The organism is Nocardia asteroides, assembly GCF_900637185.1.
Lineage (GTDB): Bacteria > Actinomycetota > Actinomycetes > Mycobacteriales > Mycobacteriaceae > Nocardia > Nocardia asteroides.
In genome coordinates this window covers 3,266,926-3,291,679 of record NZ_LR134352.1, presented here as the reverse complement: position 1 = coordinate 3,291,679, position 24,754 = coordinate 3,266,926, and the positions used below count along the sequence as shown (strand labels likewise).

Here is a 24,754-nt window from a genome sequence, read left to right as displayed (position 1 = left end):
GTTCACCTGGCTCGCGGATGCGCGGTCGCCCATACTTCGCGCAGCGTGCTCACCGTCACCAGGGTGTAGATCTGGGTGGTCGTCACCGAGGCGTGGCCGAGCAGTTCCTGCACCACGCGCACGTCGGCGCCGCCGTCGAGCAGGTGCGTGGCGAAGGAGTGCCGCAGGGTGTGCGGTGACACCGCGGCTCCGATCCCGGCCCGTTCGGCCGCGGTCTGCAGCACCTGCCAGGCGCTCTGCCGCGACAGCCTGCCGCCGCGCGCGTTGAGGAACAGCGCACCGGCCGAACCCTTTCCGCTCGCGGCCAGCGTCGGCCGACCGCGCACCAGGTAGGCGTCGACGGCGGCGAGCGCGGGCCGCCCGATCGGGACGAGCCGCTGTTTGCCGCCCTTGCCGCGCAGCACCACACAGCGCTGCTCGGCGTCGATGTCGTCGACGTCGAGCCCGACCATCTCGGAGATGCGCGCGCCGGTGGAGTACAGCAGTTCCAGCAGCGCCCGGTCCCGCAGACCGCGAGGTCCGCCGTCGGCCCCGCCCGCGTCACCCTCGCCGCCGGCCGCTTCCAGCAGCCGCAGCACCTGGTCGTAGGGCAGCGCCTTGGGCAGTCGCCGCCCCGGCGCGGGCGGTTTCACCGCGTGCGCCACATCGGTGTCGGTGATGCCTTCGGCGGCGGCGAAGCGATGTAACCCACGCACTGCGATCAGGGCCCTGGCCACCGACCCCGCGGCCAGCGGCGGATGATCCTCGCCGCCTGCCCGCAATGCCATCGTGAACTCCGCGACATCGCCCTGGGCGACCGCGCCCAGACTCGCGATGCCGCGGCCGTCGAGGAAGTTCCGGTAGCGGGCCAGGTCACGCCGGTAGGCGCCGAGCGTGTTGCGCGCGGCTCCGCGCTCGACCGTCAGGTGGTCGAGGTAGGCGTCGATCTCCCGCGCCAGCACGCCCGGAACCCGGCTAGTCCCTGTCGACCGGGCAGGTCGGTAACGCGCTCACGCCGGTGCGTCCGGTGCCGCGGCCTCGGCGGCCTTGCGCCGCAGGAACGCGGTCGGCTGACCCGGCCACGGCGCGTCGGCGGGCCGCATCGCCACCCCGCTCGCCACCGCCGCGGCGTAGGCGAGGACGCCCGCGACCGCGGTCGCGTTCACGATCTCCCCGGCCAGCGCCGCCCGGACCGCCTCGGCGACCGGCATCCGCACCAGCTCCAGATCGGCTTCCTCGTGCTCGGGATCGGGCCGATCGGTCGGCGTGAGCCCGGTCGCGAAGAACACCCGCAGCGCCTCGTCGGTGAACCCCGGCGACAGCGCCACGTCCACCAGCACCGCCCACTCGGCGGCGGCCAAGCCCGTCTCCTCGGCCAGCTCGCGCTTGGCCGCGGTGAGCGGGTCCTCGCCGTCGATGTCGAGCAGCCCGGCGGGCAGTTCCAGCAGCCGGGTACCGATCGGATGCCGGTACTGGCGGATCAGCACCACATTGCCGTCGTCGTCGAGCGCCAGCACCGCGACCGCGCCGTGGTGCTCGACGACCTCGCGCTCGGCGATCCGCCCGTCCGGCATCGCGACCTGGTCCTGGCGCAGGGCCACGATCGCGCCGCTGTAGAGCACCCGGCTGGCGACCGTCTCGAAGGTGTGACTACCGGGCTGGCTCACGTCGCTGCTCTCTCTCAGAGATCCGCGGCCTGCTCCGCGAGCTCTTCCTCCGGGAAGTCTACTGGAAGGCGTTCGGCCAGTTTGTATTTCAGCGCCGCGTTGATCAGCGCGGCGAACAGCGGATGCGGCCGGGTGGGACGGCTCTTGAGCTCCGGATGCGCCTGGGTGGCGACGAAGAACGGATGCACCGAGGCCGGGTACTCCACGAACTCGACCAGGTGGCCGTCGGGCGAGGTGCCCGAGAACACGAGCCCGCTCTTGGCGATGGCGTCGCGGTAGGCGTTGTTCACCTCGTAGCGGTGCCGGTGCCGCTCGGAGACGTTCTCGGAGCCGTACGCCTGCGCGACGACCGAGCCCTTCTTCAGCGTCGCCGGGTAGGCGCCCAGGCGCATGGTGCCGCCGAGATCGGCGTCACCGGCCACGACGTCTTCCTGGTCGGCCATGGTCGAGATGACCGGGTTCTTCGTGTCGGGCTCGAACTCCGCGGAGTTGGCGTCGTCGATGCCCACCGAGCGCGCCGCCTCGATGACCACGCACTGCAGACCCAGGCACAGACCCAGCAGCGGGATGCCCCGGTGGCGGGCGTAGCGGATGGCGCCGAGCTTGCCCTCGATGCCGCGGATGCCGAACCCGCCGGGGATCAGCACGGCGTCGACGTCGCGCAGCGCGGCCTGCGCGCCCGCTTCGGTCTCGCACTCGTCGGAGGGCACCCAGCGGATGTGCACCTTGGACCGGTGGGCGAAGCCGCCCGCGCGCAGCGCCTCGGTGACCGACAGGTAGGCGTCGGGCAGGTCGACGTACTTGCCGACCAGCGCCACCTCGACGGTCTCGCGCGGGGTGTGCACGCGATCGAGCAGGTCGCCCCACACGGTCCAGTCCACATCGCGGAAGGGCAGGCCGAGCTTGCGCACCACGTAGGCGTCGAGGCCCTCGCTGTGCAGCACCTTCGGGATGTCGTAGATCGACGGCGCGTCCGGGGTGGAGATGCAGGCCTCCACGTCGACGTCGCACATCAGCGCGATCTTGTTCTTGAGACCCTGGGGCACCTCGCGGTCGCACCGCAGGATCAGCGCGTCGGGCTGGATACCGATGTTGCGCAGCGCCGCCACCGAGTGCTGGGTCGGCTTGGTCTTGAGCTCGCCCGAGGGGGCGAGGTAGGGCACCAGCGACACGTGCAGGAAGAACACGTTGTCGCGGCCCACGTCGTGCCGGATCTGGCGCGCCGCCTCGAGGAACGGCTGCGACTCGATATCGCCGACGGTGCCACCGATCTCGGTGATCACCACGTCGGGCACGTGGCCCTGGAGATCGGGGCCCTGCATCGCCATGATGCGGTTCTTGATCTCGTCGGTGATGTGCGGGATCACCTGGACCGTGTCGCCCAGGTACTCACCGCGGCGCTCCTTGGCGATGACCGTCGAATAGATCTGCCCGGTGGTGACGTTGGCGTCCTTGGACAGGTCGCGATCGAGGAAGCGCTCGTAGTGGCCGACGTCCAGGTCGGTCTCGGCGCCGTCCTCGGTGACGAACACCTCGCCGTGCTGGAACGGGTTCATGGTGCCCGGATCGACGTTGAGATACGGGTCGAGCTTCTGCATCGTCACCCGCATACCGCGCGCGGTCAGCAACTGACCGAGGCTGGAGGCGGTGAGACCCTTACCCAAAGAGGAGGCGACGCCACCGCTCACGAAGATGTGCTTGGTGGCATTTCGAGCCTGATTCCGTGTTTGACCCACGGAACTCCAGCCTAGCAGGAGCCCGCCTGTCCGCGTATTTAGCGGGTCGTTAGCGGCGGGGCGTGTTGGCCCTCGGGCCGGCGGTGCCGCGGTCGGTGAGTGCCGGGCGAACCCGGCGAGTTACCCCTGTACTCCGGAGATCGGTTGCCTCGGCGGCCGGTCACGATGACTGTCAGCGGGGCATGGCGACCATCGTCAGGGCGGTCGCCGTCGAGCCGGTGCCGTAGCGGCCCGCGCCGCCGGAGAGCTGCTCGGTGAAGGCGAGAGCTGTTGTGACCCTGCCTATTTCGCGATCCACATTGTCGACCGTGGTGACCGTGGTCGCCAGCGGCGCCTGCGCCCGCACATGGGCGATGGCGGCGTTGCCCTCGGCGGCGCCCGCCCGGCCCGCGAGCACGGTGCCCGCGGCGCGCGCCCGGACCGCGCCGGTGAAGCGGGCGATAGTCGCGCCCTGTCCGGTGTCGGATGCGACACCGTTGCCGGTGACGACGACGGCGAGTTGCGCGGGTCGCACCGGGGTGTCGCCGTAGGCGAGGAAGCCGCCACCGCGCAGGGTCTCCAGGACCAGCGCGAGTTCGGGCCCGGTGCTGCGCGGCTGCTGGGTGGCCGGGTCGACGAGCAGGGTCAGCCCGAGCAGATCGCCCGCCATGCTGCCCTGGTCGACGGCGCCGGTCCGCAGCTGCGCGCCGGCCGGGACGATATTGGTCAGCGCCGAGCGCATCCGGTCGCCCTCCCCCGCGTCGACGAACGCGTCGGTCAGTGCGAGCCGGCCGGTCACCGCGGCGCCCGCGGTCTCGAGCGCGCGGCTCACGCCGTCGATGTCGCCCGGGTCGGCGTCGGGCGTCGTGAAGACGACGACGCTGCGGTCGGCGAGGGTGCCGCCGAGCAGGCGGCCCGCCGAGCCGGCGATGAAGCGGTCGGCCGCGTCGAGCTGGGCGCTGAGCTGCTCGTTGCGGGCGGTCAGGGTGTCGACCTGGCCGCGCAGATCGTCGGTGTCCGAACGCAGTCCCGACAGCATGTCGGCGGCCAGTGTCTGCGAGCCGAGCACCACCCCGATGGCCAGGGCGAGGAAGATCGCCGCGATCGAGATGGCGTGTTGACGCAACGAGATCACAGCAGACCACGCACCCACAGCACGAAGCGGTTCCAGTACTCGATCGCCCAGTCCAGCAGCTCGGACCCGTTGTGCGAGGCCAGGATCACCACCACGATCGCGACCAGCGCGGCCAGCACCACCAGCGCCAGCGCGGCACCGGAGGAGCGCTGCCGGTACAGCGTGGAGACCGCCTTCGCGTCGACCAGTTTCGCGCCGACCTTGAGCCGGGTCAGGAAGGTGGCCGGATTGCTGTCGCGGCGACCGCGATCGAAGAAGTCCTCCAGCGACGCGGGGGCGCCGGCCAGCACGATCAGCGACGCGCCGTGGTGGTCGGCGAGCATGAGCGCCAGATCGGTCGGCGAGCCCGACGACGGGAAGGTCGTCGCGCCGATGCCCAGGTCCTGGATCCGTTCGAGGCCCTTGGCGTGGCCGTCGGTGTCGGCGGGCAGGATCATCTCCGCGCCGGACCGCAGTGTCTCCGTGCTGATCTCGTCGGGGTCGCCGACGATCAGGTCGGGCTTGTACTTGAGCTTGCGCAGCGTATCGGCGCCGCGGCCGACGCCGATCAGGATCGGCGCGTACTCCTTGATGAACGGCTTGAGCTTCTGTAGCTCCTCGAGGTGCCCCGACCCGTCGGCCACCACGACCACGTGCCGGTTGCGCAGCTCCAGCTCGATGTCGGGCACGCCGATGCCGTCGATCAGCAGCGCGCTCTCGGTGCGGACGAACTCTGTCGTGTTACCGGCGAAGGCGTCGAGGTGGTCGGCCAGGCCGTTGCGCGCCTCGATCATCCGGTCGGCGATGGCCGACTCGTCGAACTCGATGCCCTCGACGAGGACCTCGGGTTCCTTCTTGACCAGCTTGTCGGCGTAGACGATGCCCTCGTCGATGCGGACCTTGGCGCCGTCCTTGATCTTGCCGAAGGCGTCGGAGGAGACGGTGTCCATGAGCACGATCCCGTTGGCCACCAGCACTTCCGGCCCCAGGTTCGGGTAGCGCCCCGAGATCGAGGGCGAGGTGTTGATCACCGCGACGACACCGGCCTCGACCAACCGGTCGGCGGTGTGGCGGTCCAGGTCGGTCTCGTCGAGGACGACCACGTCCCCCGGACCGACCCGCCGCAGCAGTCGCCGGGTGTTGCGATCCACCCGGGCGATCCCGGTGACACCGGGCAGCGTTTCCGTGTTCCTGGACAGCAGCGCCGGCATCTTCATGTGGCCGATGATGCGGCCAAACCCTCAACCTTTGGTGGAGGCGCGCCGAATCACCGGTCACATTCGTCGACGCGCAGCAACCGGTCAGCATCGGGTTTTCGGGGGCGCGTGACCCTGCCCGCGACCACCGCCCACACGTAACCCGTTGGCGCGAAAGAACTTTCCCGATCGGCGCCGGTACCGGCCGTGAGCGGGACGAACCGGCCGTCTCACTCCGCGGCACCCAAGCGCGCAGGTCCGCTGTCACCTCACCTCCGCTCGCGGGCAACCGGTCCAGGGCCGCGGTGAGCCACGCGGCGGAGTAACCACCCAGCGCCGCGGCGCGCTCGCCGTTCTCCGAGGTGACAGCGGCCAGGTCGGACCGGCGCCGGCAACTACCCGTATGCTGCGGGTCACAGATAATTCGGACAGGAGACATCCATGCCCCGCAGCACCGTCGAGACGGTTTTCGACGCACCCCGCGACATCGTCTACCGCCTCTTCACCGAGCGTGAGGCCGTCAGCCCGTACCTGCCGGTCCAGGTCAAGCTGATCAAGCAGGGTGATCCGGTCACCGGTGTCGGCGCGCAGCACCTGCTGGGCTTCGGCAAGGCGGGCGTCACCGAGGAGATCACCGCGCTGGTCCCCGGCGAGCGGATGGAGTACAAGATCGTCAAGGGCGCCCCGGTCAAGCGCCACGTCGGCATCGTCACCTTCGCCGACACCAGCTCGGGCGGCACCCGCGTGGTCTACACCATGGAGTCCGAGCCCTCGCTGCCCGTGCCCGCGCCGGTGCTCGAGTTCGGCCTGCGTCAGCTGACCAACCAGCTCATCGGTGGCGTGCGCAAGGCCCTGCGCTGACCTGACCCATCGGAGTGCCCGGGTGCGTGATCACCACCCGGGCACTCGGCTCAGGCCGGTGCGCGTTCGGCGCGCGCGGTCTCGAGCAGTTCCTCCGCGTGCGCGCGGCCGGTCTCGGTGTCGTCGAGGCCCGCGAGCATGCGCGCCAGCTCCACCACCCGCTCCTCGTCGGTCAGCGTGCGGACGCCGCTGTCCACCTTGCCCTTGCCGTCATCGGACTTGTCGACCACCAGATGGGTGTCGGCGAAGGCCGCCACCTGCGGCAGGTGGGTCACCACGATGACCTGATGGGTGCGCGCCAGCCGGGCCAGCCGCTTGCCGATCTCCACCGCGGCCCGGCCGCCGACCCCGGCGTCGACCTCGTCGAACACCATGGTGGCGCCGTGATCCGAACCGGCCAGCACCACTTCCAGCGCCAGCATCACCCGGGACAGCTCACCACCGGAGGCACTCTTGCTCAGCGGCAGCGACTGCGCGCCGGAATGCGCGGAGAGCCGGAACTCCACCTCGTCCACACCGGCGGATCCCGCGTGCAGCGACGCACCGTCGATCTCGATCGGTGCCGAGTCCTGCGCGCTCGCCGGCATCGGCCGCACCTGCACCTCGAGCCGGGCCTTGCCCATCGCCAGGCCGGCCAGCTGGCACTGACCGCGGTCGCGAGCTTGCCCGCCGCCTTCGCCCTGGCCGCGCTGAGCTTGCGGGCCGACTCGCGCACCTTGCCCGCCGCGGTCTCCACCTCACCGGCCAGTTTGGCCAGCGCGTCCTCGGACACGTCGAGCGAATCCAGTCGCGCCCGCGACTCGTCGGCCCACGCGATCACCCCGTCGATGTCGGGGGCGTACTTGCGGGTGAGCGATTTCAGTTCGGCCTGACGGGTGAGCATCGAGTCGAGCGCGCCGGGATCCGACGGCAGCTCCGAGAGGTAACCGCTCAGTTCGGTGGCCACGTCGACGACGACCGCGATGGCCTCACCCAGCCGCGGCGCCAAGGCGGTCAGCCCTGGATCGTCGGCGGAATCCAGCCGTGCCCTGGCGCCACCGAGCAGATCGAGCACACCGCCACCGTCGACGGGAGCGTCGGCGGGGCCGGACAGCGCCTCGTGCGCGCCGACGGCCGCCTCGCGCAACGAATCCAGATCGCTGAGCCTGCGGATCTCGGCGACGAGCCGAACGTCCTCACCGGGTTCCGGTGCGATGCCGTCGATCTCGGTGAGCGAGTGCTTGAGCCGGTCGGCCTCGAGCGCCAGCTCCCTGCTGCGCGCGGTCCGCTCCAGCAGTTCGGACCTGGCATCGAGCCACGACCGGCGATGCACCTGATATTTGCGCAGCAGCCCGGCGACGCCGTCGCCCGCGAACTGGTCGAGCGCGGCGAGCTGCTGTTCCGGGCGCTGCAGACGTAACTGGTCGTTCTGCCCGTGCACGGTCAGCAGCCGCGAGGTGAACTCCCCGAGCACCGCGGCGGGCACACCGCGCCCGCCCAGGTGGGCCCGGGAACGCCCGTCGCTGTTGACGGTGCGGACCGCGATCACGCTGCCGTCCTCGTCGGCTTCGGCCGCCGCGGACTCCAATACCTCGCCGACGGCCGCCCGCGCGGTGTCGTTGATGTCGTCGATCACGAACCGGCCCTCGACCACCGCCTTCGCCGCGCCGAGCCGCACCCGGCCCGCGTCGGCGCGTGCCCCGCTGAGCAGGTGCAGACTGGTGACCACCATGGTCTTGCCCGCACCGGTCTCGCCGGTGAGCACCGTCAGCCCCGCGTGGAACTGCGCGGTGGCCGTCGAGATGACGCCTAGTCCGTCAATCCTGATCTCTGTCAGCATCGCGGCTGTTCTCCGTTCGCTGTCTACCCCGCCAGCCGGTGACCGGCAGCCGGAACTTGCGCACCATCCGGTCGGCGAAGGGCGCGGAATCCAGCCGCACCCAGCGCACCGGCCGTTCGCCACGGACCACTTCGGCGCGACCGCCCCGGGGCAGGGCCAGGGTGCGCCTGCCGTCGAGGAACACGATCGCGTCGTGCCCGGTCGCCACCGTCTCCACCGCGATCAGCGATTCCGGGCTGGTCACCAGCGGCCGCGCGAACAGGGCGTGCGCGTTGCTCGGGATGACCAGCATCGCCTCGAGTTCCGGCCACACCACCGGCCCGCCCGCCGAGAACGCGTACGCGGTCGACCCGGTGGGTGTCGCGATGAGGATCCCGTCGCAGCCGAACGCCGACACCGGCCGCCCGTCGACCTCGAGCACCACCTCCAGCACGCCCATCCGCTGCGCGTTCTCGAGACTGGCCTCGTTGAGCGCCCAGCCGCGTTCGACGACGGTGTCGTCGACCCGGACGGTGACGTCGATGGTCATCCGGTCTTCCACACGGTAGTCCCGGTCGACAACCTGGGCCAGCGCCTCGTCGAGATGCTCGGCCTCGGCCTCGGTGAGGAAACCGATGCGGCCCAGGTTGATTCCGAGTACCGGCACCCCGCTGGGCCTGCCGAGTTCGGCCGCCCGCAGGAAGGTGCCGTCGCCGCCGAGGGCGAGCACCATCTCGCAGCCGATGGCCGCGGACGGGCTGTGCGGCACCACCCGCACCGGGTACCCGGCGGGTTCGTCCTCGAATCGGGTGCTGTCGGCCTCGTCGGCCAGCACCCGCAGGCAGATGCCGGCCTCGGCGAAGATCTTCGCGACCCGGTGCGCGGTCTCGATGATCTCCGCGCGTCCGGGATGGGCGACGAGCAGGATCTCCCTGCCGTCGTCGTGGGTGTTCACTGCGGACCCTCCTCGACCGCGCGCGCGACCAGCGCCTCGACCTCTGCGGCGTCGTAGTCGAACGGACCGACCTTGCGCAGCCACAGGAAATACTCCACATTGCCCGAGGGCCCCGGTAGCGGACTGGCCACCACGCCCCGGGTCTGCAGACCGAGGGCACCCGCCGCGGCGGCCACCTCCCGCACCACCTCGGCGCGCAACGCCGGATCACGCACCACGCCACCGGAGCCGACCCGTTCCTTGCCGACCTCGAACTGCGGCTTCACCATCGGCAGCAGATCGGCGCCGTCGGCCGCGCAGGCCGCCAGTGCGGGCAGGACCAGGTTCAGCGAGATGAACGACAGGTCGCCCACCACGGATTCGACCGGGCCACCGATGGTTTCGGGGGTGATGTTGCGGACGTTGGTGCGGTCGTACACCTGCACCCGGTCGTCGTTCTGCAGCCGCCAGATCAGCTGGCCGTAGCCGACGTCGACCGCGGCGACCTCTTTCGCGCCCCGCGACAGCAGCACATCGGTGAACCCACCGGTGGACGCGCCCGCGTCCAGACACCGCTTACCGGCGACGCTCAGCCCCTGCGGTTCGAACGCTTCCAGCGCCCCGAGCAGTTTGTGCGCGCCCCGCGAGGCCCACGACACCTCGTCGGGTTCCTCGCGCACGATCAGCGGAGTTCCCGCTTCGACCGCCGTCGCCGGTTTCACGGCCACGGTGCCCGCGATCAGGACGCGGCCCGCGCTGATCAGCTCGACCGCGTGGTCGCGCGACCGCGCCAATCCGCGGCGCACCAGTTCGGCGTCCACCCGCGCTCGCCTGGCCACCTCAGATCTTGTCCACGGTCGCGAGCGCCTCCACCAGCACCTCGTGCGCCTGCTCGAGAATGCGCGCGCGACGGGTGATGTCGGCGCCGGTCTCGGTGCTCTCCGCGGGACCGGTCACCGTGCGGGCCGGGCCGAGTTCGGCGAGCAGCGCGTCGACCTCGGCGGTGATCCGGTTCGGGTCGGCCGGTTCGGGCCGCGCCTGACCACCCGGCAGGTGACTACCGGGCAGGGGCATCCCTGGACGGGGTGGCTGTGGCGCGCCGGGCGGCGGCGAACTCGGAGTACTCATCGTGCCGTCAACGCTATCGGATTTCCGAATCGGCCGCGCGCACCCGTACCGCCCGGCCCGGGTACTGTCCCAACAGCTCCGCGACCTGCGCCGGAGCCACCGCGTCCGGCACGACGTCGGCATTGAGCGCGTCGAGGGAGGTGGCGATGAAGGTGGGCACCTGCGCAGGCGGCGCGAGGCGGACCTCTTCGAGCGTGCTGACCCCGGTCAGCACGAGCAGCGAGTCGAGGCCGAGTCCGTTGGCGCCCTCGATGTCGGTGTCGAGCCGGTCGCCCACCACCAATGCGTTGCGGGTACCGGACCGTTCGAGCGCGTCCTCCATCAGCGGCGCGTACGGCTTGCCCGCGACGAGCGGTTCCCGATCGGAGGCGGTCCGCAGCGCGGCGACCATCGATCCGTTGCCCGGTGCGAGGCCGCGCTCGTTCGGCAGGGTGCGGTCGGTGTTGGCCGCCACCCACAGCGCGCCGGTGCGCAGCGCGTACGCGGCTTCGGCGAGGTCGGGCCACGCGGTGGCGGGTGAGTGCCCCTGCACCACGGCCTCGGGCGGCGTCTCCCCGAAGCGCCGAATCGGGACCAGGCCCACCGCGTCGATCTCCGCGGCCAGGTCGTCGGTGCCGACGACCAGTACCCGGGCGCCGGGATTCAGCCGATGGGCCAGCATCCTGGCCGCGGCCTGGGCACTGGTCACCACGTCGTCGTCAGTGGCCGGGTAGCCGAGATCCACCAGATGCCCGGCGACCGCACCAGGCCCACGGGCGGCGTTGTTGGTGACATAGACCAGCCGCTGCGCCGAATCACCGTCGGGCGCCAGCGCTTTCGGCGCGCCGTCGATCACCTCGGGACCGCGGTACAGCGTCCCGTCCAGGTCGAGCAGCAAAGCCTCGTATCCATCGCGTAGCCGGTTCACACACCCTCACTCCGTCGTCACTGCCGGGCCGAGCACCTTCGTCGACCTTAGGCGAGACCACCGACAGCTTCGCCGCCGCCGAATCGCACTCGCCCTCTTCATGATCGAGCATGACCGCGCCGCTCGTGCGCGGTGTGCCCGCTTTCGAGGCCCGCCCTCGCGCGCGTCGCCCGCTGCCGTATTCCGTCCGCCACAACGCAGAAGGCCGGGAACCGATGCGGTTCCCGGCCTGCGCACGGTCGTGGTTACGCGTCGCCGGTGAGTTCCGCGGCGCGGTCCTCGGCGTCGGTCTCCCCGTCGAGATCGGCGGCGGCCGCGTTGAGGAACCACTGCAGGCCGTCGTCGGTGCGACCGGCCGCGACCAGCGCGTCGGCGTAGGCGTAGAACAGGCGCGCGGCGGCCGAGCCGGTACGCGCCGGATCCAGATCGGGCGTCTGCAGGGTCACCACGGCCTGGTCGAACTGGCCCAGGTCCATGCGGGCGCCCGCGACCACGATCCGCAGTTCGGTGGCCTCGTCCCCGGTGAGCCGCTGGGCCTCCTCGCTGCGGCCGAGCTCGATGGCCCGCTCGGGCCTGCCCAGGCCGCGCTCGCAGTCGGCCATCACGGCCAGCAGCCCCGAGCCGCCCGACATGCGTCGCGCGGTCCGCAGCTCCGAGAGCGCCTCGGCCCATTCCTCGGCGTGGTAGGCCACCACGCCCGCGGTCTCGCGGACCACGGCGATGCGGCCGGCCCGCTGCCGGGCGGCCCTGGCGTGCGCCAGCGCCAGGCGCGGGTCGTCCTCGAGCAGCTCGACGGCCATCACCATGTGCCGCGCGACGGTCTCGGCATTGTTCTTGTCCAGGCTCAGCAGGTCGCGGCGCACCGCCGGATCGAGATCGGAGGCCTGCACGTCTTCCGGCAGGTCCGGCTCGTCCGGGCGGGCGGCCCGCCGATCGGTGGCCCGGCCGCCCACAGCCCTGGCACCTTCGCCGCCACGCCTGCGCTCGTCACGGTCATCGCCGCCGCGCTCGTAGCGGGAGTCGCTCCCACGGTCGTCAGTGCGACGCCCGTCGCGGTCGTCGGCATCACGGCCGGAGCCAGAGTCGCCCGCGTGGTCGTCGGCGCCACTGTCGCGATCGTCGGCGCCACGCCGTGCGCCGGAGTCGGCAGTACGGGCATCGAACTCGCTATCGGCTTCGTCCGCCGGGCCGGCGGTACCAGCGGGCTCGTCCACGTCGTCCGCTGCGGCCACCCGCGCTACCTCGTCCGAGGACTCGGCGCGCTCGATGTCCGAAGCGGTGTCGTCGGACTGCGCAGTGGACGCGGCCGTGGACTTGTCGTCCGCCGAGGACTCGGCCGACTCGCTGTCGGTGGCCTCGATGTCGTCGGCTTCCGCGGCGGCCGAGGAGACGACGCCGAGGACATCGCCTTCGCGCTCGCGCCGCTTCTCCCGGTAGGTGCCGTCCAGCGGCTCACCGTTCTCGTCGACGTAGCGGGTCTTGCCCGCGTCGCCGCCACGCTTGAAGCCACCGCGTCCGCGATCGTCGTCACGGCGGGCACCACGATCGTCGTCGCGGCGCTGGTAGCCGCCGCGATCGGAGCCTTCACCCTTGCGGTAGCCACCGCGCGAACGGTCACTGTCGTCACGGCGCTGGTACCCGCCACGGTCGCCGCGATCCGATCCGCTGCGCGAACGGTCGTCGCCTTCACCACGCCGGAAGCCGCCACGCGAACGGTCGTCGCTGTCACCGCGCCGGAAGCCGCCACGATCGGACCCGCCACGCGAGCGGTCGTCGCCCTCGCTGCGCCGGAAACCGCCACGATCGTCACCGCGCGAGCGGTCGTCGCCCTCGCTGCGCCGGAAACCGCCACGCGAGCGGTCGTCGCCTTCGTTCCGGCGGAAACCACCGCGATCGGAGCGCGAGCGGTCGTCATTGTCACGGCGGAAGCCACCGCGATCGCCGGAGCCGCCACGGCCCGCGTCGTCACGACGCTGGTACCCACCACGGTCACCGCTGTCACGACGGAAGCCGCCACGCTCGCCGCCACGGTCGGACCCGCCGCGCGAACGGTCGTCGCCTTCGTTCCTGCGGAAGCCGGAGCCACCGCGGGGACGGTCGTCGTTGTCGCGCCGGTAGCCGCCGCGGTCACCACGGTCGTAGCCGCCGCGCGAACGGTCGTCGCCCTCGCCGCGCCGGAAGCCACCACGGTCACCGCCACGGGGCCGATCGTCGTCATTACGCCGATATCCGCCACGATCGCCACCGCGGTCGAAACCGCCTGCGGGACGGCCGGATTCGTCCCGGCGGAAACCGGAGCCACTACGGGGACGGTCGTCGTTGTCGCGGCGGAAACCGCCACGCTCGCCGGAGCCGCCACGGCCCGCGTCGTCACGACGCTGGTACCCACCACGGTCACCGCTGTCACGACGGAAACCACCGCGATCGTCATCGCGGCGCTGGTAACCACCGCGGCCGGCGTCGTCACGGCGTTCGTAGCCACCACGCGAGCGGTCGTCGTTGTCGCGGCGGAAGCCGCCACGATCGCCGGAGCCGCCACGGCCCGCGTCGTCACGACGCTGGTACCCACCGCGCTCGCCGCTGTCGCGCCGGAAACCGCCGCGGTCACCGCCGCGATCGTCGCGGTTGTAGCCGCCGCGCTGTTCCGAGCGATCGGATCCGCCACGGCCACCGCGATTGTCGTCGTTGCGACGGAAGCCGCCGCCTTCGCCACGTCCGCCGCCACGGAAGTCACCCTGGCCACCGCGGGGGCGGTCGGTCGGTTCGCCGCGCCGGCCGAAGCCGCGGGCGTCACCGTCCCGGCGGAAAGGCTTCCGTCCGTCGTTGTGTTCCGACACGGCGATCCCTTTCTAGATTCCCCGACGTCGGGGAGTGTTGTCGTGGCCCCGCCTACAAGAATTCAACCACGGGCGGACAACGGGGCATCGTCCGCCTGGCGAGCAGGGACTGTAACCAGTCCACAAACGCCGATAGGGGACCCAGAATCTGGGTCCCCTATCGCGAAGGATGTTCCGGCGGTGTCCTACTCTCCCACACCCTGTCGAGTGCAGTACCATCGGCGCAGGTGGCCTTAGCTTCCGGGTTCGGAATGGGACCGGGCGTTTCCCCACCGCTATAACCGCCGTAACACTATGAAACTAGACAGCGCTCCCCACAAAGTAGGTTTGCTGCAGTGTCTGTTGTTTCAGATACCGCACAGTGGACGCGTAACACCTTCGTAGTAAGCCCTCGGCCTATTAGTACCAGTCACCTACACCAGTTACCTGGCTTCCAGTTCCGGCCTATCAACCCCATGGTCTGTAGGGGGCCTTAACCCATCAAGTGGGAGAGAAACCTCATCTTGGAACAGGCTTCCCGCTTAGATGCTTTCAGCGGTTATCCCTTCCGAACGTAGCCAACCAGCAGTGCTCCTGGCGGAACAACTGGCACACCAGAGGTTCGTCCGTCCCGGTCCTCTCGTACTAGGGACAGCCTTCCTCAAGTTTCTAACGCGCGCGGCGGATAGAGACCGAACTGTCTCACGACGTTCTAAACCCAGCTCGCGTGCCGCTTTAATGGGCGAACAGCCCAACCCTTGGGACCTACTCCAGCCCCAGGATGCGACGAGCCGACATCGAGGTGCCAAACCATCCCGTCGATATGGACTCTTGGGGAAGATCAGCCTGTTATCCCCGGGGTACCTTTTATCCGTTGAGCGACACCGCTTCCACTTGCCGGTGCCGGATCACTAGTCCCGACTTTCGTCCCTGCTCGAGCTGTCACTCTCACAGTCAAGCTCCCTTGTGCACTTGCACTCGACACCTGATTGCCAACCAGGCTGAGGGAACCTTTGGGCGCCTCCGTTACATTTTGGGAGGCAACCGCCCCAGTTAAACTACCCACCAGGCACTGTCCCTGAACCAGATCATGGTCCGAGGTTAGAAGTCCAATACGATCAGAGTGGTATTTCAACGACGACTCCACCTGAACTGGCGTCCAAGCTTCACAGTCTCCCACCTATCCTACACAAACCGTACCGAACACCAATACCAAGCTATAGTGAAGGTCCCGGGGTCTTTTCGTCCTGCCGCGCGTAACGAGCATCTTTACTCGTAATGCAATTTCGCCGAGTCTGTGGTTGAGACAGCAGAGAAGTCGTTACGCCATTCGTGCAGGTCGGAACTTACCCGACAAGGAATTTCGCTACCTTAGGATGGTTATAGTTACCACCGCCGTTTACCGGGGCTTAAATTCTCAGCTTCGCGCCGAAGCGCTAACCGGTCCTCTTAACCTTCCGGCACCGGGCAGGCGTCAGTCCGTATACATCGTCTTACGACTTCGCACGGACCTGTGTTTTTAGTAAACAGTCGCTTCTCTCTGGTCTCTGCGACCCCACCCAGCTCAGAGTGCAAGACTCGTCACCAGGCGTGGTCCCCCTTCTCCCGAAGTTACGGGGGCATTTTGCCGAGTTCCTTAACCACAGTTCTCTCGATCGCCTTAGTATTCTCTACCTGACCACCTGTGTCGGTTTGGGGTACGGGCCGTGTACCAACTCACTAGAGGCTTTTCTCGGCAGCATAGGATCACTGAATTCACCACAACGGCTACGCATCACCTCTCAGGCTACATGCAACACGGATTTGCCTATGTTGCGCCCTACAGGCTTACACCAGGTATTCCATCACCTGGCCCAGCTACCTTCCTGCGTCACCCCATCGCTTGACTACTACAGCCAGGGTCTCGTGCAGCAATTCTCCCTCTCACCCGAAGGCTCGATAAGAAAACATTTGGACGATTAGCACAACTGATTCGCCATTGGGCGCGGATACACGGGTACGGGAATATCAACCCGTTGTCCATCGACTACGCCTGTCGGCCTCGCCTTAGGTCCCGACTCACCCTGGGCGGATTAACCTGGCCCAGGAACCCTTGGTCATTCGGCGGACGAGTTTCTCACTCGTCTTTCGCTACTCATGCCTGCATTCTCACTCCCGTGGCCTCCACAGCTGGATCACTCCGCTGCTTCCACGGCCACAGGACGCTCCCCTACCCATCCACACACCTGGCACTTTTAAGGGTGCAGGCTAATGTGTGAATGCCGCGGCTTCGGCGGTGTACTTGAGCCCCGCTACATTGTCGGCGCAGGATCACTTGACCAGTGAGCTATTACGCACTCTTTCAAGGGTGGCTGCTTCTAAGCCAACCTCCTGGTTGTCTAAGCGACCCCACATCCTTTTCCACTTAGTACACGCTTAGGGGCCTTAGCCGGCGATCTGGGCTGTTTCCCTCTCGACTACGAAGCTTATCCCCCGCAGTCTCACTGCCACGCTCTCACACACCGGCATTCGGAGTTTGGCTGACTTCGGTAAGCTTGTGGGCCCCCTAGGCCATCCAGTAGCTCTACCTCCGGCGTGAAACACGTGACGCTGCACCTAAATGCATTTCGGGGAGAACCAGCTATCACGGAGTTTGATTGGCCTTTCACCCCTACCCACAGCTCATCCCCTCAGTTTTCAACCTAAGTGGGTTCGGGCCTCCACGACGTCTTACCGTCGCTTCACCCTGGCCATGGGTAGATCACTCCGCTTCGGGTCCATAATGTGCGACTAAAGGGCGCCCTATTCGGACTCGCTTTCGCTACGGCTACCCCACACGGGTTAACCTCGCCACACACCGATGACTCGCAGGCTCATTCTTCAAAAGGCACGCCATCACCCCACTGCAAGCAGAGGGCTCTGACGGATTGTAAGCGCACGGTTTCAGGTACTATTTCACTCCCCTCCCGGGGTACTTTTCACCTTTCCCTCACGGTACTAGTCCGCTATCGGTCACCAGGGAGTATTCAGGCTTACCGGGTGGTCCCGGCAGATTCACAGCAGATTTCACGGGCCCGCTGCTACTCGGGTATCACTCACGAGAGCCAACATGTTTTCGTCTACCGGACTATCACCGTCTATGGCAGGCCGTTCCAGACCACTTCGACTAACACATTGGTTTCTAACTCTCGCTTGATCCGGCAGAATCAAGAAGAATGACCCCACAACACCCCAAACGCAACCCCTGCCGGGTATCACACGCTTGAGGTTTAGCCTCATCCGCTTTCGCTCGCCACTACTCACGGAATCACTGTTGTTTTCTCTTCCTGTGGGTACTGAGATGTTTCACTTCCCCACGTTCCCTCCACACACCCTATATATTCAGATGCGGGTAACACGACATCACTCGTGCTGGGTTTCCCCATTCGGAAATCCTCGGATCTCAGCTCGGTTGACAGCTCCCCGAGGCTTATCGCAGCCTCCTACGTCCTTCATCGGCTCCTGGTGCCAAGGCATCCACCGTACGCTCTTAAACACTTACTAACAAAGATGCTCGCGTCCACTGTGCAGTTCTCAAACAACACACCCGAAGAAGTCTAATTTCCCAGACCAACTCGACCTAAACCGGCCGGCGGTATCGAGGAGAACCCCTTCGGATCGTTCTTGCCTGGAAAGAAACACTCGCGTGTTCTTTCAGGACCCAATAGTGTGTCGGTATACCCATCGCGAACTCGGACTTTACCGAGCTCGTATGCGATGAAAGTTGTCAGTGTTCCACCCATGAGCAACTGCGGCTCCACGAATGGGAGCTCAAACAGCCTCTGCCAGAACAAGATCCATCCTCTGATGGTTTGCCTGGAGAATGCTCCTTAGAAAGGAGGTGATCCAGCCGCACCTTCCGGTACGGCTACCTTGTTACGACTTCGTCCCAATCGCCGATCCCACCTTCGACGGCTCCCTCCACAAGGGTTAGGCCACCGGCTTCGGGTGTTACCGACTTTCATGACGTGACGGGCGGTGTGTACAAGGCCCGGGAACGTATTCACCGCAGCGTTGCTGATCTGCGATTACTAGCGACTCCAACTTCACGGGGTCGAGTTGCAGACCCCGATCCGAACTGAGACCGGCTTTAAGGGATTCGCTCCACCTCACGGTATCGCAGCCCTCTGTACCGGCCATTGTAGCATGTGTGAAGCCCTGGACATAAGGGGCATGATGACTTGACGTCGTCCCCACCTTCCTCCGAGTTGACCCCGGCAGTCTCTCACGAGTCCCCGCCATTACGCGCTGGCAACATAAGATAAGGGTTGCGCTCGTTGCGGGACTTAACCCAACATCTCACGACACGAGCTGACGACAGCCATGCACCACCTGTACACCGACCACAAGGGGGCCTACATCTCTGCAGGTTTCCGGTGTATGTCAAACCCAGGTAAGGTTCTTCGCGTTGCATCGAATTAATCCACATGCTCCGCCGCTTGTGCGGGCCCCCGTCAATTCCTTTGAGTTTTAGCCTTGCGGCCGTACTCCCCAGGCGGGGTACTTAATGCGTTAGCTACGGCACGGATCCCGTGGAAGGAAACCCACACCTAGTACCCACCGTTTACGGCGTGGACTACCAGGGTATCTAATCCTGTTCGCTACCCACGCTTTCGCTTCTCAGCGTCAGTTACTTCCCAGAGACCCGCCTTCGCCACCGGTGTTCCTCCTGATATCTGCGCATTTCACCGCTACACCAGGAATTCCAGTCTCCCCTGAAGTACTCTAGTCCGCCCGTATCGCCCGCAAGCTTGGGGTTGAGCCCCAAGTTTTCACGAACGACGCGACGAACCGCCTACAAGCTCTTTACGCCCAGTAATTCCGGACAACGCTCGCACCCTACGTATTACCGCGGCTGCTGGCACGTAGTTGGCCGGTGCTTCTTCTACAGGTACCGTCACTTGCGCTTCGTCCCTGTCGAAAGAGGTTTACAACCCGAAGGCCGTCATCCCTCACGCGGCGTCGCTGCATCAGGCTTCCGCCCATTGTGCAATATTCCCCACTGCTGCCTCCCGTAGGAGTCTGGGCCGTGTCTCAGTCCCAGTGTGGCCGGTCGCCCTCTCAGGCCGGCTACCCGTCGTCGCCTTGGTAGGCCATTACCCCACCAACAAGCTGATAGGCCGCGGGCCCATCTCGTACCGATAAATCTTTCCACCCTCAGACATGCATCCGAAGGTCATATCCGGTATTAGACCCAGTTTCCCAGGCTTATCCCGAAGTACGAGGCAGATCACCCACGTGTTACTCACCCGTTCGCCGCTCGTGTACCCCGAAGGGCCTTACCGCTCGACTTGCATGTGTTAAGCACGCCGCCAGCGTTCGTCCTGAGCCAGGATCAAACTCTCCGTTGAAGACTCTCAACCACACCCCGAAGGATGTAATCAGAAATATCTAACTAGAGTCCGAAAACCTAGCAAAACCGAACACCAGCAAAAGTTTGCTGACATTCACAATGTCCACTCCTCAACCGGGGGGTATGAGAAGCGGAGCCAATAATAATTGGCACTGACATTCATCGACACACTATTGAGTTCTCAAAGAACACACGCACAAGCGGAATCATCGGATCTTGTCCGAATCTCCTGCAGGGCAACTGTTCCAGCCTAACCGAGCTCCCAGACGAAGTCAATCCAGATCTGGTCACACAGTTGAGGCAACGTCAGGCGCTTCCCCGTCCTACCGCGTTTTCCCTCGCCCCGCCGATCCTCTGGACCAGCGTCTCAGCTCCGGGTTGGTGTCCGTGTCGCTCTGACTTCCACTAAGTTACGCGCCGGATAACGCTGCGTCAAATCGCCTGGAGAGCAGGGGATCTGCGCAGGTCAGCGGGACGCGACCGGCGCAGGCGCTGGCCTGAATCACACGGATGTGATTCAGGCCTCCGCCATGCGATCAGGCTATCCGGCGCACGCCGGCCATGTTCTTCTTGCCGCGGCGCAGCACCAACCATTCGCCGTGCAGGTAGTCGGCGTCGGACGGGGTCCAGTCGATGTCGCCGACGCGCTCGTTGTTCACCGAGGCGCCGCCCTCGTTGACCACGCGCCGGGCCGCTCCCCTGCTCTCGGCCAGGCCGGAGGCGACGAGCAGGTCGACGATCGTGTTCGGTTCACCGGGGACGACCTCGGCGACCTTGCCGTCGATCGCGGTCTCCCGCAGGGCCGCGCCGAGTGTCGACGCGGGCAGATCGCGCAGCTCGCCGCGACCGAACAGCGCCTGGCTGGCCAGTTCGACCGCATGGGTCTCGGCTTCGCCGTGCACCAGCGTGGTCATCTCGGCGGCGAGACGCTTCTGTGCTTCACGGGCGAACGGGCGTTCGGCGGTGGCCTGTTCGAGCGCGTCGAGTTCCTCCCTGCTCAGGAAGGTGAACCAGCGCAGGTAGCGCACGACATCGGCGTCGGCGGTGTTCACGAAGTACTGGTACCAGGCGTAGGGGCTGGTCAGTTCCGGGTCGAGCCACAGGCTGCCGCCGCCGGTGGACTTGCCGAACTTCTTGCCGTCGGCCGAGGTCACCAGCGGGACGGTGAGGGCGTGCACGTGCGCGCCGTCGACACGGCGGTTCAGCTCGACGCCGGCGATGATGTTGCCCCACTGGTCGGAGCCGCCGACCTGCAAGGTGCAGCCGTATTCGCGGCGCAGCTGCAGGTAGTCGTTGGCCTGCAGCAGCATGTAGCTGAACTCGGTGTAGGAGATGCCCTCGCCTTCGAGGCGGCGCTTGACGGTGTCGCGGGCCAGCATCACGTTGACCGAGAAGTGCTTGCCGATATCGCGCAGGAAGTCGACGGTGGACAGCGAGCCGGTCCAGTCCATGTTGTTCGCGATCACCGCGCCGGTGGGCGAATCGTCGAGGTCGACGAAACGCTCGAGCTGGGAGCGGATGCGCTGCGCCCATTCGGCGACGGTGTCGGTGGAGTTCATGGTGCGCTCGCCGACATCGCGCGGGTCGCCGATCAGGCCGGTGGCACCCCCGGCGAGGACGATGGGCCGGTGACCGGCGCGCTGGAAACGCTTGAGCGCGAGCAGCGGAACGAGATGACCCGCGTGCAGACTCGCCGCGGTCGGGTCGAAGCCGGCATACAGGGTCAGCGGCGCGGCGGCGGCCGCCGCCCGCAGCTCGTCCAGGTCGGTGGACTGCGCGATCAGGCCGCGCCAGGTCAGTTCGTCGAAGATGTCGCCGGTCACGGTGCTCCATCTTTCCGTATTCGTTCCACCGCCCGCGCGCAGGCCGGGCGGTGGAACGAACGCGGGCCGCTCAGACGCGGGCCCGGGTCACCCAGGCGGCGAGGTCGGCGTGCACGGTGTCGCGGTCGACCTCGTTGAGTACCTCGTGGCGCGCGCCGGGGTAGATCCGGTAGGTGAGGTCGGTCAGGCCGGCGTCGCGGTAGCGCTGGACGAGCAGATCGGACAGACGGGTGCTGTCGTTGAGCGGGTCGCGGTCGCCCACCATCACGTAGACCGGCAGGTCGGTGCGCACCGTGCCGGGGTCGGCCAGCCGCTGGTACGCGGTGGCGGCGAGCAGCGCCATATTGGTCTCGTCGATCGCGAAGCCGCACCAGGGATCGGCGATGTAGGCGTCGACCTGCGCTTCGTCGCTGCTGATCCAGTCGGCGTCGGTGCGGGTGGGCTGGAAGGCGGCGTTGAAGAAGGCGGTGAGGTCGCCGCCCGCGGCCATGATGTTGTCGAACAGGCCGTCCACCGCCGTCGACCCACACAGCACGACCTCGTCGACGAGAGCGGAGTGGTCGAGGATGTACTGCTGCACGGCGAAGGAACCGAGGCTGTGGCCGAACAGCGTGAGCGGCAGTCCGGGGTGGCGGTCGCGCAGCAGACCGGTCAGCGTGACCAGGTCGGCGACGAGCAGGTTCCAGCCGTCGGGCCCGAGCTGACCCGGTTCGGAGAACATGCTGTAGCCGTGGCCGCGATGGTCGGGCGCGTAGACGGCGTAACCGAGCCCGGCCAGCATGGTGGCCAGATGGCTGTAGCGGTCGGAGTGCTCGCCCATGCCGTGCGCGATCTGCACGACGCCCACCGGTTCCGCGGCCGTCGGTAGCCAGGAGCGGACATGGATCGTGATGTCGTCACTGCTGGTGAAGGTGAGCACGCAAACTCCTGCGAACGGCGTCGGGCATGTGGACATCGATCGTCGCACCGCAACCCGCCCGTCTCCCATAGGATTCGCCAACGAGTTCCGCGCCGGGACCTTGTGTCCGCGGACAACCCCACCGTCGCCCGCGGACGCCGAAAATCGCCGGACCCGGAGGTCCGGCGATGGTCAGCGTGGCCGGGGTGTCACCGGACCAGCGACCAGACGGTGGCGCGGCGCTCGTAAGCGATCCAGGCGAAGATCGCGGCCAGCACCAGCGGGAAGATCGCCATCGACGGCGCGTCGGCGATGAAGGCCTGGGTCGCGGCGGCGAGCACGGTCAGGACGGACAGCCCGGCCGCGGCGAGGGCGCTGACCCGCGGGACCATCAGGCCGATGCCGCCCGCCACCTCGACGACGCCGATGAAGATGAGCAGGCCCAGCGGGATGGTCAGGTTCTCGGGGGCGTTGTCCATCAGCATGTTCGGGATGACGAGCTTCGGGCCGCCCGAGGCGATGATGAAGAACAGGCCGAGCACCACCTGCAGGGTCCACAGCACCCGGTTGCGGATCTTGCCGGGGCGGTAGGCGGTGGTGGAGAGGTTCGCGGAAGTGGCGGTGGTGGTGGTCATTTCTCGTCCTTCGGTCGGTGGCGCTCGGTGGGTAGCGCGTTCAACAGATAGGACGGACCGTCACCCGGGAACTCATCGCTGTCCGTGAAGATTTTTTCCGACGCTGTTCACAGCACCGGGCCCGGCGCCCGTGGACTGCGCCGATAGACCGAGACAGCGGGCGACGCGGGGAGCCAGAATCGCCATGCCACCTCGGCAGCGAGGCTGACGCCGACCCGGGGACCGGTGGCGATATCCGCCGGTGACACAGGGGGATTCAGTTCGATATGCACGCCGGAGAAGGGATCGAACAGTTCGGTTCCGTAGTCGGACAGGCTGATGCCGAGCGCACTGCCCACATTGCCGGGGCCGCGGGCCAGGTCGGCGTCCTTGCGGGCGGCGGGTCTGCGCTCGCGGGCGAGGTCGAGCCCGTCGGTCACCTCGCCGGCCCGCACCAGCACCGCCCCGGCGATACCGTCGAAACCGGTGGTCACGTTGACGCACAGGTGGATTCCGTACGAGCGGTAGACATACAGGCGCCCGGCGGGCCCGAACATCACCGCGTTGCGGGCGGTCGGTCCCGGCCAGGAGTGCGCGGCGGGATCGGGCCACGGGCCCGCCGGGTCACTGCCGTAGGCCTCGACCTCGACGACGCGCAGCGACACCGGGCCCGCGGTGAGAGTCGCGCCGAGCAGTCTGCGCGCGGCGGTGGGTGGGTCGACGGCCAGTTCCTGAGCGGACACGACCGCCATTGTGTCCCATCGCCGCGCGCGAGCCGGTCAGGCGTAGACGCTGTGGTGGCCTGCCCGCAGGATCCGCCGGTCGTCGGCGATGACGGCCGCGTAGGCGACTGCCACCAGCGCGGCGAGCTGCGCCCACGCCATGGTGTAGACCCCGATCGGGGTGGTCGCGGCGACCACGGCGGCACCGAGCAGCCTGCTGCGCGCGCCGGTCAGCCGCAGCGTGGCGCGGAACCAGGCCTGCCCGGCGAAGTACAGCGCGACACCGCCGGACAGCGCGGCCGCCGCGCCCCAGCCCACCGGCTCGCCGCCGTGCGCGATGCTCAGCGCGATACCGGCCGAGGTGAGGATGACGCCGATCAGCATCGGGTAGTAGGCGTAGTCGTAGGCCACGAGCGCGGGCCGGACCCGCTCCCCCGCGGGCCGGGCGGCCAGCGCGTGCTCGCCGCGTTCGTCGTCGAACCCGAAGTAGGCCCACCACAGCACGTACGCCAGGGCGAGGCCGAGGGCGACCATCGCCATCAGCGCGACGGTGATCGGTTCGTCGGCCAGGCCGACACCGAGGGCGACGATGGACTCGCCGAGCGCGACGATGATCACCAGCCCGTGCCGCTCGCAGAAGTGCGAGGCCCGGACGACGAAGCCGCCCGCGTCGACCAGGTAGGGACTGAGCACCTGCACCGCGAACGCCGCCGCCCACAGCAGATACTGCACCGGCGGATGGGTGAATCCGCCGCCGAGCACCAGCGCCGCCGACAACGCGTTGAGCGGCCCGATCCGCCGGATCGCCAGACCGGCCGACGCGCCGCCGGCCGAGGCGAACATGGCCGTGTGGATCGCAGTCACCAGCGCGTACCCGACACCGAACGCGATACCGGTGCCGTGGAAGGCATCCGGCACCGCCAGCGCGAGGACGAAGAACGCGGACATGCCGACGAGCAGCCAGGTCCGGCGGGCGGAACTGTTCGGCGCGACCTCGTTGGTGAGCCACACGTATCCGCCGTACATCCACCAGATCACCCCGAACATCAGCGCCACCTGCAGCAGCGCCTCCCAGCCGGGGTGATGGACGAAGACATGGGTGAGCTGGGTGATGGTGAAGACGAAGACGAGGTCGAAGAACAGTTCGAGGGTGGAGACCCGGACCTGCCCGCCGTCGGGGCTCGGTGCCGGAGATGTATCTGTCACCGGCG

The 24,754-nt window shown here is 67.6% G+C and carries 15 protein-coding genes, 3 rRNA genes and 2 pseudogenes; 1 reads left to right on the top strand and 19 read right to left on the bottom strand.

Annotation, left to right across the window (positions count from 1 at the left end; all coding sequences use genetic code 11):
- Positions 1-2 precede the first annotated feature (2 nt).
- The 5 genes from xerD to steA form a co-directional block, all read right to left on the bottom strand.
- Positions 3-941 (bottom strand): site-specific tyrosine recombinase XerD, encoded by a 939-nt coding sequence (gene xerD, locus EL493_RS15455; RefSeq protein ID WP_019046531.1) that lies wholly within the window; start codon positions 939-941, stop codon positions 3-5.
- 48 nt (positions 942-989) lie between these two features.
- Positions 990-1,646: an NUDIX domain-containing protein gene (locus EL493_RS15450; protein ID WP_022565742.1), complete on the bottom strand. Its 657-nt coding sequence runs from the start codon at positions 1,644-1,646 to the stop codon at positions 990-992.
- A 14-nt stretch (positions 1,647-1,660) separates the two neighbouring features.
- Positions 1,661-3,382 (bottom strand): CTP synthase, encoded by a 1,722-nt coding sequence (locus EL493_RS15445; protein ID WP_022565741.1) that lies wholly within the window; start codon positions 3,380-3,382, stop codon positions 1,661-1,663.
- A gap of 172 nt (positions 3,383-3,554) precedes the next feature.
- A complete protein-coding gene (locus EL493_RS15440; RefSeq protein WP_019046528.1) occupies positions 3,555-4,496 on the bottom strand; it encodes a copper transporter in 942 nt (313 codons plus the stop codon).
- Complete coding sequence (steA, locus tag EL493_RS15435; RefSeq protein ID WP_019046527.1) at positions 4,493-5,692, bottom strand: putative cytokinetic ring protein SteA; 1,200 nt, start codon at positions 5,690-5,692, stop codon at positions 4,493-4,495. The genes EL493_RS15440 and steA overlap by 4 nt, the downstream gene beginning before the upstream one ends.
- 420 nt (positions 5,693-6,112) lie before the next feature.
- Between steA and EL493_RS15430 the strand changes: the two genes are divergently transcribed.
- Positions 6,113-6,532 carry an SRPBCC family protein gene (locus tag EL493_RS15430; RefSeq protein ID WP_019046526.1) on the top strand — a complete coding sequence of 140 codons (420 nt, stop codon included), beginning with the start codon at positions 6,113-6,115 and terminating at the stop codon, positions 6,530-6,532.
- Between the two features lie 50 nt (positions 6,533-6,582).
- Here the strand turns inward: EL493_RS15430 and recN are convergent.
- The 14 genes and pseudogenes from recN to EL493_RS15355 form a co-directional block, all read right to left on the bottom strand.
- A pseudogene (gene recN, locus EL493_RS15425) lies at positions 6,583-8,351 on the bottom strand (DNA repair protein RecN).
- On the bottom strand, positions 8,329-9,285 hold the full coding sequence (locus EL493_RS15420; protein WP_019046524.1) for an NAD kinase: 957 nt from the start codon (positions 9,283-9,285) through the stop codon (positions 8,329-8,331). Before EL493_RS15420 ends, recN begins: the two are co-directional and overlap by 23 nt.
- Positions 9,282-10,103 (bottom strand): TlyA family RNA methyltransferase, encoded by an 822-nt coding sequence (locus EL493_RS15415; protein ID WP_030203204.1) that lies wholly within the window; start codon positions 10,101-10,103, stop codon positions 9,282-9,284. The genes EL493_RS15420 and EL493_RS15415 overlap by 4 nt, the downstream gene beginning before the upstream one ends.
- 1 nt (position 10,104) lies before the next feature.
- Complete coding sequence (locus EL493_RS15410) at positions 10,105-10,392, bottom strand: hypothetical protein (protein WP_074965564.1); 288 nt, start codon at positions 10,390-10,392, stop codon at positions 10,105-10,107.
- Positions 10,393-10,405: 13 nt separating this feature from the next.
- Positions 10,406-11,299: an HAD-IIA family hydrolase gene (locus tag EL493_RS15405; protein WP_022565738.1), complete on the bottom strand. Its 894-nt coding sequence runs from the start codon at positions 11,297-11,299 to the stop codon at positions 10,406-10,408.
- Between the two features lie 245 nt (positions 11,300-11,544).
- A pseudogene (locus EL493_RS15400) lies at positions 11,545-12,390 on the bottom strand (hypothetical protein); the annotation flags it as partial.
- A gap of 1,918 nt (positions 12,391-14,308) precedes the next feature.
- Positions 14,309-14,425 (bottom strand): 5S ribosomal RNA (gene rrf / locus EL493_RS15390).
- Between the two features lie 90 nt (positions 14,426-14,515).
- Positions 14,516-17,637 (bottom strand): 23S ribosomal RNA (locus tag EL493_RS15385).
- 330 nt (positions 17,638-17,967) lie between these two features.
- Positions 17,968-19,484, bottom strand: a 16S ribosomal RNA gene (locus EL493_RS15380).
- The 16S, 23S and 5S rRNA genes sit together here, the layout of an rRNA operon.
- A 538-nt stretch (positions 19,485-20,022) precedes the next feature.
- Entirely contained in the window at positions 20,023-21,309 is a 1,287-nt protein-coding gene (gene tyrS / locus EL493_RS15375; protein ID WP_019046519.1) for a tyrosine--tRNA ligase, read from the bottom strand.
- Between the two features lie 70 nt (positions 21,310-21,379).
- A complete protein-coding gene (locus EL493_RS15370; RefSeq protein WP_019046518.1) occupies positions 21,380-22,228 on the bottom strand; it encodes an alpha/beta fold hydrolase in 849 nt (282 codons plus the stop codon).
- A 188-nt stretch (positions 22,229-22,416) separates the two neighbouring features.
- Positions 22,417-22,842, bottom strand: a complete 426-nt coding sequence (locus EL493_RS15365) for a DoxX family protein (protein ID WP_019046517.1) — start codon at positions 22,840-22,842, stop codon at positions 22,417-22,419.
- A 107-nt stretch (positions 22,843-22,949) separates the two neighbouring features.
- Positions 22,950-23,573 (bottom strand): DNA-3-methyladenine glycosylase, encoded by a 624-nt coding sequence (locus tag EL493_RS15360; protein WP_019046516.1) that lies wholly within the window; start codon positions 23,571-23,573, stop codon positions 22,950-22,952.
- A gap of 27 nt (positions 23,574-23,600) precedes the next feature.
- Positions 23,601-24,749, bottom strand: a complete 1,149-nt coding sequence (locus EL493_RS15355) for a low temperature requirement protein A (RefSeq protein WP_019046515.1) — start codon at positions 24,747-24,749, stop codon at positions 23,601-23,603.
- Between the last annotated feature and the right edge of the window lie 5 nt (positions 24,750-24,754).

What these genes read in the sequence shown, in the direction of transcription:
- EL493_RS15365 (WP_019046517.1), bottom strand. Translation starts at nt 22,842, where the DNA reads ATGACCACCACCACCGCCACTTCCGCGAACCTCTCCACCACCGCCTAC.
- EL493_RS15360 (WP_019046516.1), bottom strand. Translation starts at nt 23,573, where the DNA reads ATGGCGGTCGTGTCCGCTCAGGAACTGGCCGTCGACCCACCCACCGCC.
- EL493_RS15430 (WP_019046526.1), top strand. Translation starts at nt 6,113, where the DNA reads ATGCCCCGCAGCACCGTCGAGACGGTTTTCGACGCACCCCGCGACATC.
- EL493_RS15410 (WP_074965564.1), bottom strand. Translation starts at nt 10,392, where the DNA reads ATGAGTACTCCGAGTTCGCCGCCGCCCGGCGCGCCACAGCCACCCCGT.
- steA (WP_019046527.1), bottom strand. Translation starts at nt 5,692, where the DNA reads ATGAAGATGCCGGCGCTGCTGTCCAGGAACACGGAAACGCTGCCCGGT.